At 43.2% G+C, this 15230-nt stretch carries 13 protein-coding genes; 1 reads left to right on the top strand and 12 read right to left on the bottom strand.

Annotated elements, in window-relative coordinates; all coding sequences use genetic code 11:
• Positions 1 to 18: 18 nt before the first annotated feature.
• Positions 19 to 1155 carry a lactonase family protein gene (locus tag INP51_RS05325; protein WP_193736689.1) on the bottom strand — a complete coding sequence of 379 codons (1137 nt, stop codon included), beginning with the start codon at positions 1153 to 1155 and terminating at the stop codon, positions 19 to 21.
• A gap of 30 nt (positions 1156 to 1185) precedes the next feature.
• Positions 1186 to 4083 (bottom strand): DUF3427 domain-containing protein, encoded by a 2898-nt coding sequence (locus INP51_RS05320; RefSeq protein ID WP_193736688.1) that lies wholly within the window; start codon positions 4081 to 4083, stop codon positions 1186 to 1188.
• A gap of 250 nt (positions 4084 to 4333) precedes the next feature.
• Between INP51_RS05320 and hypB the strand changes: the two genes are divergently transcribed.
• Positions 4334 to 5023, top strand: a complete 690-nt coding sequence (gene hypB / locus INP51_RS05315; RefSeq protein WP_193736687.1) for a hydrogenase nickel incorporation protein HypB — start codon at positions 4334 to 4336, stop codon at positions 5021 to 5023.
• 149 nt (positions 5024 to 5172) lie between these two features.
• Here hypB and trpA read toward each other — a convergent pair whose 3' ends face one another.
• From trpA to INP51_RS05265, 10 genes are all read right to left on the bottom strand, one after another.
• Positions 5173 to 5955, bottom strand: coding sequence for a tryptophan synthase subunit alpha (gene trpA / locus INP51_RS05310; protein ID WP_193736686.1), 783 nt, complete (start codon positions 5953 to 5955; stop codon positions 5173 to 5175).
• The gene (trpB, locus tag INP51_RS05305) at positions 5948 to 7132 is read right to left on the bottom strand and encodes a tryptophan synthase subunit beta (RefSeq protein WP_193736685.1); all 1185 of its coding nucleotides are present in this window, start codon (positions 7130 to 7132) and stop codon (positions 5948 to 5950) included. Before trpB ends, trpA begins: the two co-directional genes overlap by 8 nt.
• On the bottom strand, positions 7119 to 7739 hold the full coding sequence (locus INP51_RS05300) for a phosphoribosylanthranilate isomerase (protein ID WP_193736684.1): 621 nt from the start codon (positions 7737 to 7739) through the stop codon (positions 7119 to 7121). The genes trpB and INP51_RS05300 overlap by 14 nt, the downstream gene beginning before the upstream one ends.
• Positions 7740 to 7746: 7 nt before the next feature.
• Positions 7747 to 8547, bottom strand: a complete 801-nt coding sequence (gene trpC / locus INP51_RS05295) for an indole-3-glycerol phosphate synthase TrpC (RefSeq protein WP_193736683.1) — start codon at positions 8545 to 8547, stop codon at positions 7747 to 7749.
• Positions 8544 to 9578 carry an anthranilate phosphoribosyltransferase gene (gene trpD, locus INP51_RS05290; RefSeq protein ID WP_193736682.1) on the bottom strand — a complete coding sequence of 345 codons (1035 nt, stop codon included), beginning with the start codon at positions 9576 to 9578 and terminating at the stop codon, positions 8544 to 8546. The genes trpC and trpD overlap by 4 nt, the downstream gene beginning before the upstream one ends.
• Before the next feature lie 75 nt (positions 9579 to 9653).
• Positions 9654 to 10220 carry an anthranilate synthase component II gene (locus INP51_RS05285; RefSeq protein ID WP_193736681.1) on the bottom strand — a complete coding sequence of 189 codons (567 nt, stop codon included), beginning with the start codon at positions 10218 to 10220 and terminating at the stop codon, positions 9654 to 9656.
• Entirely contained in the window at positions 10217 to 11710 is a 1494-nt protein-coding gene (locus INP51_RS05280; protein ID WP_193736680.1) for an anthranilate synthase component I family protein, read from the bottom strand. The genes INP51_RS05285 and INP51_RS05280 overlap by 4 nt, the downstream gene beginning before the upstream one ends.
• A gap of 396 nt (positions 11711 to 12106) precedes the next feature.
• Entirely contained in the window at positions 12107 to 12814 is a 708-nt protein-coding gene (locus tag INP51_RS05275; protein WP_193736679.1) for an ABC transporter ATP-binding protein, read from the bottom strand.
• Position 12815: 1 nt separating this feature from the next.
• Positions 12816 to 13613, bottom strand: coding sequence for an ABC transporter ATP-binding protein (locus INP51_RS05270; RefSeq protein WP_193736678.1), 798 nt, complete (start codon positions 13611 to 13613; stop codon positions 12816 to 12818).
• Positions 13614 to 13624: 11 nt separating this feature from the next.
• On the bottom strand, positions 13625 to 15220 hold the full coding sequence (locus INP51_RS05265; RefSeq protein WP_193736677.1) for an ABC transporter substrate-binding protein: 1596 nt from the start codon (positions 15218 to 15220) through the stop codon (positions 13625 to 13627).
• Between the last annotated feature and the right edge of the window lie 10 nt (positions 15221 to 15230).

The raw sequence follows: 15230 nt of genomic DNA, 5'->3' as shown, positions 1-15230 counted from the left end.
TTCCCCTTTCTCATAATTTTAAAAGATCTGAACGCATACAGGCGTATTAACCTGTAGTTTCTCTGTAATATGTAGTCTTCCATCCACCGGATCTCTTTCATAAATTGTAATGTTATCCGTATCCTGATTTCCCACAATTAACCATCTCCCATTTGGCGAAATTGCCAGACTTCTGGGGTTGGCGCCTGCGGTTTCAATGGACTGAATATGCTTTAGCAAACCAGTTTTTGGGTCTCTGTGAAACCCCATCAGTTGATTGATATTACGTGTTGTCATATAAAGATTCCGACCATCCGGTGAAATAGCAAGGCCTGCGGCATCCTTTTCGCTTTCATCTTTCCATTCATTTACAGGTACATTCTGTATGCATGTCAGCTGCCCTGAAGTCTCCTGATAAGAGAGAACCGATATCGATCCGTCCAATTCATTGGTCACATACAGATACTTCCCATCTGCAGAAAAATCCATACTCCTCGGTCCTGATCCAGGTTTGCCTTTATAAACAAAGATGGAATTTTCATCTATCTGAATTAAATCTTTTCTATATGTATATACACGAATGGTATCATTCCCCAGATTCGTGACCAGCAGGTGTGACCCGGTTCGGTCAAACAGAACACAGTGTGCATGCGGACCTGCCTGTCGTATGCTGTTCGGTCCTTTTCCATCCAACTGAATCTGTTGCGAATGTTCAAACGTTTCATCACCCTTTAACCGATAAAGCACAATATTTCCACTGCTGTAATTTGCCACGGCCATCCCATGTCCGTCTGGACTAACCCCTAAGTGGCAGGGAGCCCGTCCCTCTGAGGAAATTGTCTGAAGCACGTTTATCTCCCCATTATCCTCCAGGGAAAACGAGCTGACTGCCCCAGTCTCTTTTCCCTCGAATTCGTCCAGTTCATTCACCACATATAGTATCTTCCCATCTACAGCACAATTAATCCAGGAAGTATTCGATGTCTCCCGGTTTCGACCCTGATAAATAACCCTGCCTGCCTCTGCATCCATGGTAAGAATCTGTATTCCGTCTCCCTTTCCGAGGAATATAGAGCCGTCACCTGTCATAAGAGGTTTGTCATAGGTTCCGATATAAATCCTATATTTGTTTTTTCTGTAATTTGTTGTTTTAACTTTTTCTTCGTTCTCAGCCATAATTCATACCCTCATATTCGTGCGTTCGTCTCAACCTGTTATATATTCGTACAGATCATCACGTACAGGTGTGCATAATTTATATTGAATCTCTACAGCCGTTTTGCTGGTATTTGGCATGGTGAATTCTTTCACTTTACCAGTTGCATACATTCTTCCAAGATAATAAAATTCCTTCGAAATGTTATCGTCCTTGTTCTTTCGGACAAAGAGTTCCAGATCAACATCCAGTTCCTTTGCATGTAACGCAATCGTAACATCTTTTGACTCAATCGTGCGCCCTGATTTTGAAATCGCAAGCAATGTCGATGAGTCCTGAAAGCGGTCTTCATACCGAATGGTGTCCTGAATATCATTTTCCTTATCATAATTGATGAATATCGGATATGTTTTCGTATCTTCATCGTACTTATATCCACTAATGTTTAAAGGGACCTCTCCTTTTTTCCAATCCAGCAGACGGCAGACATCTTCATATGTATATTTACAATACAACTGCAAATTCGTATCCATATACCGGTCAGAATATCCCGCATTGTACCTTGTGATTCCAAAATCAATGATTTCTTCCACAATATGATGGAAATTCGGATTTCCCAACATCTCGGCATAACTTTCCGATATGGAAAAATCTTTTCCATCTGGTCGAATCAGCACACAATCCTGATATGTCTTTTTGGCAGAACCAGTGGAAAATTCGTTAGTCATAATGTTTTCTATATTAACTACTGTCTTCTCCTCCATTTCAATTTGATAATATTGTTTCAGATCTCTTTTCAAAAGTGCAAACAGGTTATTTGGATAATATATCATCCTCTTTAAGAGCAGCAACTCATGAATACGCTTTCCAGAAGCAAATTTCTTAGAAATAAACTCTATGGTTTTCTCCTCTTTCGGATTTAAGCGAACCTCATAATCCTTTTCGTATTTCATCAGAAACTTATAGTAGGATCCCAGGGACTTATTTTCTATGATATGCATGACATCCATTTCACCGTATTTGTCAAAGTCAATCATCTTTGGAATTCTGCCAAGGCGATATTTCAGCTGCTGATAATTTTCTTTAAGGAAACGAATATCATTGAAATTGGCAGCGTCAATCGCCGAATAGATTCTCTTTTTTGTAATCTCATCGAAATGGACTGTAGAACATCCTGGAATGACACGATTTCCCTCAGCCACATACTTTCGTATACTATCCTTGTTATACGTTCTGTCTCCTGATAACGCAAGCGGAATCAGGAAGTTCTTCTGATAATTTCCGATAAAATCAATGACTACCACATATTCCTTATCTTCTGCTTTTCGAAGACCACGTCCCAACTGCTGTACAAAGATAATCGACGATTCCGTCGGTCGGAGCATAATCACCTGGTTCACCTGTGGAATATCAACACCTTCATTGAAAATATCTACGGTAAAGATATAATCAAGTCCGCCTTCCCTCTCCCTCTTCTCCAGACGGTCTATACAGATCTCTCTCTTTTCCTGACTATCAGCACCGGAAAGGGAAACTGTCTGATATCCTTTTTTATTAAACGAATGAGATAATTCCCTTGCTTCTTCATTTTTACTACAAAAAATGAGCCCTCTCACGCGATCTCCACTGAAACCGTAAAATTCTGCCTTTTCGATAATATTGGTGACACGTTCTTCAGAAACCAGATAACGAAACTCCGTATTATCATCAATCGTATTTCCATCAACTGTAAGAGCAGTGACTCCAAAGTAATGAAACGGACAGAGAAGGTCTTCCTCCATCGCCTGCTGCAGACGAATCTCATATGCAACGTTATGGTCAAACAGACAAAAAATATCAAATCCATCCGTGCGTTCCGGACTTGCTGTCATGCCAAGCAAAAACTTCGGCTTAAAATAGTCGATAATTTTCAGATACGAATTCGCTCCTGCCTTATGAGTCTCGTCAATCACGATATAATCAAAATAATCCGGCTTGTAGCGTTTCATCATTTCACTCTTTGACATCGTCTGTATTGTTGAGAAGAGATAATCTGATTTAAAATCATGATAATTACCCGACAATAAACCGGCATCGATATGTTCTCCAAGAACGTCTTTAAAACTCTCCATTGCCTGCTTTAAAATCTGCTCTCTATGTACCAAAAACAACATCTTATGAGGCTTGAAATTTCTCACGTCAAATGCAGAGAGATATGTCTTCCCTGTGCCAGTTGCACTGATTAATATCGCTTTTTTCGAATTCTCTTTACGAAGGTTTATCAGAGCCTTTGTTGCCTCACGCTGCATCATATTTGGCTCCAGTGTGTAAGTACGAATACGTTCTATCTTTTGAGCTTTTCGTTCTTTCTTCCTATTAATATAAACCCGTTCATAGATATCCGTAATCCATTCCTCTGTCAAAGTCACGGACTGATCCCACATGACCTGAAACTCATCTTCCGTCTCCTGTATCAGCTTTCCTTGTTCAAGAGATGTGATCTTCAGATTCCATTCTTTGTTCGCCTTCAGCGCACCTTGTGTCAGATTCGAGCTTCCAACAATAAAAGTCCGCAAGCCGTCCTTGGTAAACATATAGCCTTTCGTATGGAAATTCTCTCTGGTATAAACCCTGACCTTTAAGTTAGAAAATCTAAGCAATTCACGGAAGGCATCTGGCTCACTAAATGAAAGATAGTCCGTCGTCAAAATATGTCCCTTTATATTATTTTTATCCAGCTCACGAAGTGTTTCCTTCAGTACAACCAATCCACTTTTTGTGATAAATGCCACTGAAAACCAGAAGGAATCACAATCAAGAAGATTTTGTTCCAGTTCGACTAAAATGTTGTTTCCTTTGTGTATATCATTGTAGAGTAGTCGGGGACGAAGAGTGTCATCGGATCGAACCGACTGATCAAAAAGTCCCGTTGACACTGCATTTTCAAGATTTAATACTATATTGTTCATTCTAATCCTTTATCTCGCTCTTCTATATAATCTTACATAAAATTATAACACATTACCAGATGATGTGTGTGTTAATTTCCCTCTTTCTCACAATCTTTATACTCAAAATCCTTCTACAATGGTTGATTAGACTGGGTTTGAATGTTATTATTAAGGAAACAATAGTATACAGTGCTCAGCCTTACCAGGTATATGAACCGCTGTAAGATAAATCAGTTCGTCAATCATAGGCGAAATAGGGGGGACTAACATGAGTGATGCAATAACAAAAGACCGTATTCGTGTTATCGAAGTCAAAAAAAGTATTTTTGAAGACAATGACAAGGATGCAATAAAATTAAGAAAGCAGATGAAAGAGGAGAAGACATTTCTTCTCAACCTGATGTCTTCACCGGGTTCCGGAAAGACAACAACCTTACTGGCTCTTGCAAAAGAGCTAAAAGGTCAACTAAATATGGGCGTGATGGAGGCAGACATTGACTCTATCGTCGATGCCAAAATTATGGAAGATGCCGGAATTCCATCGATCCAGATACATACCGGAGGAATGTGCCACCTCGATGCTGATATGACAAGACAGGGTCTGTCAGAATTCGGCACAAAAGATATGGATTTGGTGGTCCTGGAAAATGTAGGAAATCTTGTCTGCCCGGCTGAATTCGATACTGGTGCAGCGAAAAACGCTACAATCCTCTCCGTGCCAGAGGGTGATGACAAACCATTAAAATATCCTTTGATGTATGAAAAATGTGATCTGCTGATCGTCAATAAAATTGACGTCATGGATTACTTTGACTTTGACAAACAACAGCTGATCAAAAACGCCAGAATGAGGAATCCAAATATAGAAATTATCTTCATCTCCGCAAAAACAGGAGAAGGCATGGGCCAGCTAGGTAAGTGGATGATAGAAAATACCCGGAGATGGATAAACTCTTAATTTACATCCCTGAATACAGTGAGAACCCGAAGATGAGCTTCCGGATTCTCATTGTATCCATTATTTCTCACAATCACTTTATGTCCTGCTTATTAATAAAACAGATCATAGCAGATGCATTATTTTAACATCTCGAATTCAAATCCCTTCTAATCGGGCTGCATTCTCATGGCTGCCTTCATTTCTCTGACATATTCTTTCAATGGTTCTTGTGCATCTTCCCCATATTTTTCAATCAGTTTCACAATTGCACTTCCTACGATCGCCCCATTGGATACCGCTGCCATCTCACGGGCCTGCTTGGGTGTGCTGATGCCAAATCCCACTGCTGCCGGGAGGTCTGTCACCTCCCGGATCGATGCCATAATAGATGATAGATCTGTTTCAATATTCGTTCTCACCCCGGTCACTCCCATAGATGAGACAACGTAGAGAAATCCTTTTGCATCCTCTGCAATCATCTGAATTCGTTCCTTTGAAGTTGGTGCGATCATGGATACAACATCCACGCCGTGTTTTTCAGCAACCTCAGATACCTCTTTCTTCTCCTCAAAGGGAAGATCCGGAACAATAATTCCATCAGCCGATAAAGCCTCACATTTTTCAAAGAATCTTTCATAGCCATAATGAAAGACAGGATTCAGATACGTCATCAATACTAGCGGAATCTTGCATTTCTCCCGTACTTTTTCTACAATCTCGAATACTCCATCCGTGGTCATCCCTGCTTTAAGAGCTCTTATATCCGCCTCCTGAATCACCACTCCTTCTGCCGTCGGATCAGAAAATGGAATTCCAATTTCAATCAGATCAGCACCTGCCTGTTCCATCGCCAGTATATAATCCACTGTTTTATCCAGTGATGGATCTCCCGCTGTCAAAAACGCGATTAAAGCTTTTCCATTTAAAAATGCATCCTTTATATTACTCATAAATCTCCTTCCCTCTATATCTCGCTATCGCTGCAACATCTTTATCTCCACGTCCGGACAGACAGATGATCATACTAGTATCTTTATCCATTGTCGGTGCCAGTTTTCTAGCATAAGCCACTGCATGAGCACTCTCTACTGCGCAGATAATCCCTTCTGTCCTTGCCAGATATTCAAACGCATCAACGGCTTCGTCATCGGTGATTGGCACATACTCCGCTCTTCCTATATCTCGAAGATGAGCATGCTCAGGCCCTATACCAGGGTAATCGAGCCCTGCTGATATTGAATAAACCGGTGCGATTTGCCCATTTTCATCCTGACAGAAGTAGGATTTCATCCCATGGAAAACACCGATGGTCCCAACGGACATTGTCGCTGCAGTCTGTCCGGTACTCACCCCTCTTCCCGCCGCCTCACATCCGATCAGACGGGTCTTTTTATCCGCTATGAAATTATAAAACATACCCATCGCATTACTTCCGCCGCCTACACAAGCGAGCACGGCCGCTGGCAGCTTTCCCTCTGCTTTTAAGATCTGCTCTCTTGCTTCGCGGCTGATTACACTTTGAAAATCTCTCACCATCATAGGAAATGGATGTGGTCCCATGACAGATCCCAGAACATAGTGGGTATCTTCCACTCTTGTCGACCATTCTCGCATGGTCTCATTGACCGCATCTTTTAGGGTCTGCGTACCACTGATAACCGGATGAACCTTTGCACCCAGAAGTTCCATTCGGTAGACATTCAATGCCTGACGATCGGTATCTTCCTTTCCCATGAAGATTTCACACTCCATATCCAGAAGAGCTGCCGCCGTCGCTGTAGCCACACCATGCTGCCCCGCCCCAGTCTCTGCAATCACACGCGTCTTACCCATCCGTTTCGCGAGTAACACCTGTCCGAGCACGTTGTTGATCTTATGAGATCCTGTGTGATTCAAATCCTCCCTCTTCAGATAGATCTTCGCCCCACCCAGATCTTCCGTCATTTTACCTGCATAGTAAAGACGGGACGGACGCCCTGCATAATTATTTAACAGCTCTGTCAGTTCTCCGCAAAATGCAGGATCCTGCTTATAATACTCATAATTCTTCTCCAATTTAATCAATTCATTCATCAGTGTCTCTGTAATATACTGTCCTCCGAATTCACCGTATCTACCTCTCGACATCTCTCATCCTCCTGACTGCTTTACAAATTTTTTCCTTGTCTTTTCTGCCGTTCGTCTCCACTCCGCTGCTCATATCCACAGCATATGGCACGATTGGAACATCCTTTAATATTTCACCGACATTTTCAGATGTAAGTCCTCCGGCGAGAAAGAACGGCTTTTTTATATTAGATATGCACCTGTGATCAAACATCTGACCACTTCCACCCTTTGCACTGTCCAAAAGCAGGTAATCCACGCTGCTCTCTTCAAACTTTCTTATGCTCTCCCGATGTTTATAAGAATTCATGGATATAGCCTTAATTATCGGAATGCCACATACTCTCTTCAACGTTTCAACATCGTTTACCCCTTCATCTCCGTGAAGCTGTATCAGATCGATGATTCCGTCTCTTGCCATACATTCGATCATCTCAGGTTCCTCATCAGCAAATACCCCTACCGCAGAAATCTTCTTTGAAAGTTTTCCTTTTAATTCTTGGGCATGCTCATAATTGACATATCTTGTGCTTCCCGGTACAAATACAAATCCAACATAATCCGGAAGAACAGTATTCACAGCATCAATATCTTCCTCTCTGCTTAAACCGCAAATCTTAATTTTCATTGGATGTTCACACCTCCCGCAGATCTTTTATCAACGATTTTTTATCCTGGCTTCTCATCATCGTCTCGCCAATCAAAACCGCATTTGTTTTGTTCTCTTTCAGTTTTTTTATATCCGATGGGTTCGCTATTCCACTTTCCGACACAAACAAAACGGATTTTGGCACCAGACTTCTCAGGCGAACACTTGTACTCAGATCTACCTGAAACGTATTCAGATCGCGATTATTGACACCGACGATTCTGGCCCCGCAGGCAATCGCACGATATACCTCCTTTTCATCATGGGCTTCAACCAATGCGGAAAGCCCCAGACCATGTGAGATTTTGATATCATTTTTCAACTCTTCATCTGAGAGTAAGGCACAGATTAAAAGTACCGCCGAGGCTCCCATCAGTTTCGCTTCATAAATCATATATGGGTCTACTGTGAAATCTTTTCTCAAAATTGGAATTCTTGCCTCTTTTGCAATCTCTTGCAGATATCTGTCATTTCCCTGAAAGTAATATGGCTCTGTCAGCACAGAAAGAGCATCGGCCCCCGCGTTCTCGTATTCCTTTGCAATCTGAAGATAGGAAAAATCTTCAGAAATGACACCTTTTGATGGGGACGCCTTTTTCACTTCACAGATAAAAGAGATTCCGCCACTGCCAATCGCTTTTTCAAACGGAAATGTAAAGCCGCCGTTTGCTCCCTTTTCCACAGCTGTCCTTTTTTGAGCTACCCTGCATATTTCGCTTAGCGGTACCTGTTTCTTTTTCTCGGAAATCCTTATTCTTGTTTTCTCTGCAATCTCATCTAAGATCATTCCGCTGCATTATCCTCCTCTCCTTCGTTGGAAGATTGAATAAACTGCTCCAGCTTCTCAAAAGCTTTTTTATTGTCAATTATCTCTGCCGCAAGGAATATGCCTTCTTTCATCGTCTGCACTTTTCCTGCAATATAGAGTGCGGCACCGGCATTTAAAAGCACGGCATTTCGTTTCGCTCCCCTCTCCTCACCGGATAAGATCCGCCGGGTAATTCGAGCATTTTCTGCCGGCGTTCCGCCTGTCAGTTCATCTTTTGTACAAAAGACAAATCCGAACTGCTCCGGGGTAATCGTATAAGAATTGAATTTGCCATCACGGATCTCACACACACAAGTCGGGGCACTCATAGATATTTCATCGAGTTTATCCTGTCCATACACGACCATAGCATTTTTTACCCCAAGGTTTTTCAGCACATGAGCGATCGGTTCGACAAGAGTTTCATCATAGACCCCTATCAACTCCATGTCTGCTCCTGCCGGATTCGCAAGAGGGCCGAGTATGTTAAAAATGGTCCGGATTCCCAGCTCTTTTCTTACGGGTGCCACATATTTCATCGCAAAATGATAATTTTGTGCAAAGAGAAAGCAAATCCCGATTTCCTCCAAAAGTTTGGCACTTTTCTCAGGAGAAATGCAGATATTCACACCCAGTTCTTCGAGCACATCGGCTGCTCCGCATTTACTCGAAGCCGCTCGGTTTCCATGTTTTGCAACCGGAACACCCGCTGCGGCGATGACAAGTGCTGACGTGGTGGATATGTTGAAAGAATTCGAACCATCTCCGCCCGTTCCCACGATTTCCAGAGCATTTACATCAGAGAGAAGTCTGATGCAGTGCTCTCGCATTCCAGCCGCCGATGCAGTGATCTCCTCAATCGTTTCCCCTTTCATGCTAAGTGCCGTCAGATAGGAGCTCATCTGTACATCGCTTGCCTTTCCCTCCATAATCTCATCCATCACCTGATGTGCCTCCTCATAGGATAAGTCACCCCGCTTAACTAGTTTAAATATCGCCTCTTTGATCATAATTTCCTACTCCTCTCTTTTTCTGTTTGATTTCAATGACGATCGATTTCTTATTCACCTGTCGCACAACAAGAGTTATCCGACATTCAAGAAGTTCTGGAGCATTTTGCTTCCATCTGGTGTCAGGATAGACTCCGGATGAAACTGAAGTCCATATATCGGAAATCTTTGATGTTCCACACCCATCACCTCGCCGTCTGTGGAATATGCGGTCACTTTCAGCTCTTTTGGCAGTCCCTCTCTTTTTACTGCAAGAGAATGATATCTTCCCACCAACAATCTATCTGATAAGCCATAAAAAATCGTACTTTTTGGATCCACGATAATCTCCGAGGACTTTCCATGCATGAGGTGTTTCGCGTGTGTGACTATTCCTCCAAATGACTGACAGATGGCCTGATGTCCGAGACACACACCCAGAATGGGAAGTTTACCGGCTAACTTTTGCACCACATCGATACAAACTCCGGCGTTTTCAGGTCTCCCAGGTCCGGGTGACAGAACAACGGCGTCCGGTTTCATTTCAATTATTTCCTCGACTGTCTTTTCATCGTTTCGGATCACAATTACCTGATCTTTATCGGCCAGCATCTGATAGATGTTATAGGTAAAGCTGTCATAATTATCAATCAAAAGAATCATACATCCATCTCCTTTCCCGCATCTTCCACTGCCTCCATAACCGCCATCGCTTTATTCAGGCATTCCTGGTACTCATTCTCCGGAACACTTTCTGCCACAATTCCTGCTCCAGAACACACATAAAGTTCATCCTTCTTTGCATAAGCCATACGGATTGCAATACACATATCCAGATTTCCGGTAAAGTCGATGTATCCAACAGCTCCGCCATAGATTCCCCTCCGGTGTCCTTCCAACTTATCGATAATCTCACAGGCTCTGATCTTTGGAGCTCCGGAAAGCGTTCCTGCCGGCAGTACAGCGCCAATCGCATCCATGAAATCCTTATCCTCAGCAATTTCTCCTTTCACTGTGGATCCAAGATGCATCACATGAGAAAAACGTTCGATGCTCTGATATTTCTCAAGACATACGGTGCCGACCTTGCTGATCTTTCCCAGATCATTCCTGCCGAGATCTACAAGCATGTTATGCTCAGCAAGTTCTTTTTCATCCAAAAGAAGTTCCTGCATCAATTTCTCATCTTCTTTTCTTGTCTCGCCTCGCTTTCTGGTACCTGCCAGAGGAAAAGTATGAAGGATTCCCTCTTTCAGTTTGACCAGTGTCTCCGGCGAGGCCCCAGCCAGTTCAATGTCATCTCCGGATAAATAAAACATGTAGGGAGAAGGGTTCGAGCTCCGAAGCAGACGGTACACATCGAAGATGCTCCCCTCCTTCCTTGCAAATATCCGATTGGCAAGCACTACCTGAAAGATATCCCCCTCATAGATATATCTCTTAGCTTCACAGACCATCTCACAATATTCTTCTCTCGTGAAAAGTGCCTGGGGGGGTGTCAAAAGTTTCAAGGTCTCCGGATGTTTCTCCCTGCGGCCTCGTACCAGCCCTTTCAGCCTTTCCAGACGGATTTTCGCATGTTCATAGTCCTTATCAATATCGCCATCCAGCGACATCCCAACCATCAAAATAATTTTCTGTTTCAAATGGTCGAATGCAATAACCTGATCGAACAGCATCAGATCCACATCGTTAAAATTCGCATCGTCAACGGCTTCTATATCAAGACCTGTCTTGGCATACCGGATATAATCATAGGAGAAATACCCGACCAGACCACCGGTAAAAGGGGGGAGGCCTTCGATCCTGGGAGACCGATACTTCGCAATCAGCTCCCGGATTAACCTTTCGGGACATGAAGTCTGAATGCTTACCCGTCCCTCACCCGTCGGACACAGTTCCCGTGTCCGACAGATCCCATCCTTACAGCAGAATTCCAGTTTTGGCTCGAATCCTAGAAAGCTGTAGCGTCCCCAGGTTTTCTCACCCTCAGCACTTTCAAGTATAAAGCTGTGACTGCTCACATATTGCAGTGTCCTCAGCACCCCAACCGGTGTGTAAAGATCTGACAACATTTCTTCTGTCACCGGCATCACATGATATCTTCCAGTTGCTGCCAACCTTTTAGCTTCTGTCATCTGTGTCTCATTCATAGACCCTCCCTTCTTGTCAGAGCAAAAAATCCGCCCTTGACATTACCAATTTAAGTAATGTCAAGGACGGATTGAAAAGTCAATTCGCGGTGCCACCTTGATTCACAAGAGAAAAATCCCCCTTGTGCGCTTAGCAAGATACTATCATATCTCCGGCGACTCACGTACGCCCATACGTCATGCTATACTAAAGCCTTACAGCTCTTTCCCTCATGCCCTCAGCGATCCATTTAGCAAACTGCGTTTACCTGAATCCCACCACCTCAGGCTCTCTGTGAATGCACGATAAGCTGTTATCTTCGCTTCAACGGTTTGTTTTTTTTATTGAATTATGTTGTATTATATACGTCCGATATATCATTGTCAAGAGATTTTTTAAAATTTTTCGGTTTTTATTTAAATTGCAGAATTAATTAGTGTTCTGGTATAATCCGACCTTGGATGTTTTATGATCTTGGAAACACTTCCCTGCTCCACAATCTTTCCCTTGTGCATCACGGCAACTCTTGAACACATTGCCTGTACGAGGGCAAGATCGTGGCTGATAAACAGATAGGAAATCCCGCTTTCTTTCTGCAATTTTTTAAGCAGCCTTATGATCTGAGCCTGAACTGTGACATCCAGTGCGCTCGTTGCCTCATCACAGATGACAAGATCCGGATGCATGGCGATCGCCCGTGCAATTGCAGCTCTCTGACATTGTCCACCGCTTACCTGATGTGGATACCTGGAAGTCATCTCGCTTTGAAGTTCCACAATCGAAAGAAGTTTGTTCATCTGCTGTTTGGCATCTGCCTTTGAAACACCGTGATTCCTGAACACTTCCATAATGCCATCCCCCAATGTGCGTCTCGGGTCAAAGGAATCCTGCGGATTTTGAAATACCATATGGACTTTTCCATTCAAGAGAATCGTTCCTTGATCCGACTCGACAAGGCTGGTGATCATCCTGGCAAGTGTGCTTTTTCCACTTCCGCTCTCCCCCACCAGTCCAAGACACTCTCCCTGATGGATTGTAAGACTGACATGATCAACAGCACATAGCATTGATTTACCTTTATGATAAGTCTTTACCAGATCTTTTGCGTCCAGAACCGTCTTCATCTTATTCCCTTTCCAAGTGCAAAACTGCGTTTAATAGTTTTTTCGTATACTCTTCTCTGGGATGTTGTATTACCTCATCTTTCGAGCCGTATTCAACCAATCTTCCCTGATACATCACGGCTGCTTTGTCCGCGATACGCTCTACGATACCAATATTATGGGTTACAATTACGATTGCTGTTCCAGAAAGGCTTTTAAGTTTTACAAGCTCATCTAGAACTTGGGACTGTACTGTGACATCGAGTGCACTGGTCGGCTCATCCGCAAAGAGCAGTTGAGGTCTTTGCATCATTGCAATCGCAATACAGACACGCTGATTCATACCACCGGACAACTGAAAAGGATAGGATTTCAAAATCTGTTCTCCACCTTTCAGTCCTATCTTTGCAAATGCCTCAAGAGCCTGCTCCCTGACTTTTTTGCGGTTTAAAACACCCGCTCTTTTCCTGCTTCCTTCTGATATTGCCTCGTAAATTTGCTTTTCCACTGTCCGTATCGGAACAAGAGAAGCCTGGGGATTCTGAAAAATCATCATCATCTGCTGACCCATAAGTTTTCTGCGTTCTCGCTGTTCGAGATCCAGGAGCTTTTTTCCCTGAAAACAGATGTCACCTTCTGTGATTTGGGACCCCGCACCTAAAAGTCCCATGATTCCACGTATGAGTGTGCTTTTCCCACTTCCTGATTCACCCACGACACCAAGGACCTCACCCGGCATCAGCTCCAGACTTACATCAGATACAGCAGGCATTTCCCCATATTTAATTTCCAGATGTCTGACATTAAGGATCGGATCCATCTTGACTCCTTTTATTTATAATCCAGATCTTTCGTAATTTCATAATAATCGGAAGGATGTGCTTCAAACCCATTCACCTTGGATTTCATCACAAATGACATCTTAAGATGAGATGCAAAGATAAAGCTGTTATCATTTAAAATCAACTGCTCCATCGAAACCGCCAATTCCCCGCGTTTTTCTACATCAAATTCATTATGAAGCTGTCCTTCCAGCTGTTCAAGCTCATCATTAAAATAATCACCCCTGTTCTTTGCGGATTCCCTCAGACAATGTGTCGTGAAGAAATACTCCGGATCTCCGGTCGGAGCAGTGACAAATGCACTTGCATAGATGTCCCATTCCCCTTTATCCAGAAAATCCTGGCTGTTTTGGGTGTTATTGATATCTACTTTAATTCCGATCTTCTTCAAAGTCGCCTGAGCGGACTCGGCCAAAAGAGGAAGTTCCTGGCGTCCCGGATAAGTCAGCCACCGAAGAGTCAGAGTCTTTCCATCTTTATCCAGATATCCGTCACCATCAAAATCTTCATAACCTGCTTTTGTAAGCAGCTCCTTCGCCTTGTCAGGGTTGTACTTCTCTGCCGTCACCTGCTCGTCACCGAATGTAAAATTCGACGGAAAAGGACCCGTTGCCGGAGAGCCATTTCCCTGAAGCAAAGTCTTCGTAAATCCCTCTTTGTCAATTCCCATAGCGATCGCTTTTCTCACATCCGGATCCTGAAGTGCCGGTGTCTTTTGGTTTAGCTGTGTAAAAAAAGTACGTGAAGTATCAGCCGTGCTGATCTTAAAATCATCATTGTTTTGAAACAGCTCAAGACTTGCATATGGAAGTCCCTGGGCAGCATCAATCTCACCGGACTGAAGCGCCATCGTCAACGTATCGCCATCCACGATCTCCTTTACATTGACTTCATCCATCTTTACTTGTCCTCCCCAATAATCGGGATTTTTATTCAGACTGATCTGCTCGTCCGAGACAAAGGTGGCAATAAACGGCCCTGTGCCGGCAACATTTTTATCCTTTGTCACCCCATATTTCATATCAATGATCGCACCATAGGGATCCGAAAGATAATTCAAAAGTGCCGGTACTTTCTCCTTAGATGAAATGGTCACATCAAGTCCGTCCGCCGTGATCGATGATATCTTAAGGTCCTCCGGTGCACGGTCATTGACGGCAATCAGATCCTCAAGACATTCCTTTACTGCTTGTCCATCCAGAGATCTTCCGCTGCTGAATCTGATTCCTTCCTTCAGCGTGATCTTCACAGTATTTTCATCCACCTGCTCATAGCTTTTTGCAAGCCACGGTTTTAGTTCCATGTTTTCAGTAAACTTAAACAAAGTCTCTCCAACCCCATACCGAACCGTCGACCATCCGGAATAGTTGTCATGCGGATTTAAACCCGTGTTGCCCATCTCAACTCCGTATGCGGTTGTTCCATAATTAAAGACTTTTTTTCCATTCTTGGATTCTGTATGATTGGAAGCAGATTCCTCCGTCTTTTCGTTTCTTTTTGAAGGCTCACCACTCCCGCACCCCAAAAGAGTCGATGTTATCAAAGCTGTCAGGAGGAATACTCCTGTTATTTTCTTTTTTATCATATTGATTCTC

It is taken from the genome of Blautia liquoris, assembly GCF_015159595.1.
GTDB lineage: Bacteria > Bacillota > Clostridia > Lachnospirales > Lachnospiraceae > Novisyntrophococcus > Novisyntrophococcus liquoris.
This window is presented reverse-complemented; position numbering and strand designations above follow the sequence as displayed.

Coding starts and splice junctions, on each gene's coding strand:
- trpD (WP_193736682.1), bottom strand. CDS start 9,578: ATGATCAAAGAGGCGATATTTAAACTAGTTAAGCGGGGTGACTTATCC.
- hypB (WP_193736687.1), top strand. CDS start 4,334: ATGAGTGATGCAATAACAAAAGACCGTATTCGTGTTATCGAAGTCAAA.
- INP51_RS05275 (WP_193736679.1), bottom strand. CDS start 12,814: ATGAAGACGGTTCTGGACGCAAAAGATCTGGTAAAGACTTATCATAAA.
- INP51_RS05270 (WP_193736678.1), bottom strand. CDS start 13,613: ATGGATCCGATCCTTAATGTCAGACATCTGGAAATTAAATATGGGGAA.
- INP51_RS05300 (WP_193736684.1), bottom strand. CDS start 7,739: ATGAAAATTAAGATTTGCGGTTTAAGCAGAGAGGAAGATATTGATGCT.
- INP51_RS05285 (WP_193736681.1), bottom strand. CDS start 10,220: ATGATTCTTTTGATTGATAATTATGACAGCTTTACCTATAACATCTAT.
- INP51_RS05280 (WP_193736680.1), bottom strand. CDS start 11,710: ATGAATGAGACACAGATGACAGAAGCTAAAAGGTTGGCAGCAACTGGA.
- trpC (WP_193736683.1), bottom strand. CDS start 8,547: ATGATCTTAGATGAGATTGCAGAGAAAACAAGAATAAGGATTTCCGAG.
- INP51_RS05320 (WP_193736688.1), bottom strand. CDS start 4,083: ATGAACAATATAGTATTAAATCTTGAAAATGCAGTGTCAACGGGACTT.
- trpA (WP_193736686.1), bottom strand. CDS start 5,955: ATGAGTAATATAAAGGATGCATTTTTAAATGGAAAAGCTTTAATCGCG.
- INP51_RS05325 (WP_193736689.1), bottom strand. CDS start 1,155: ATGGCTGAGAACGAAGAAAAAGTTAAAACAACAAATTACAGAAAAAAC.
- trpB (WP_193736685.1), bottom strand. CDS start 7,132: ATGTCGAGAGGTAGATACGGTGAATTCGGAGGACAGTATATTACAGAG.
- INP51_RS05265 (WP_193736677.1), bottom strand. CDS start 15,220: ATGATAAAAAAGAAAATAACAGGAGTATTCCTCCTGACAGCTTTGATA.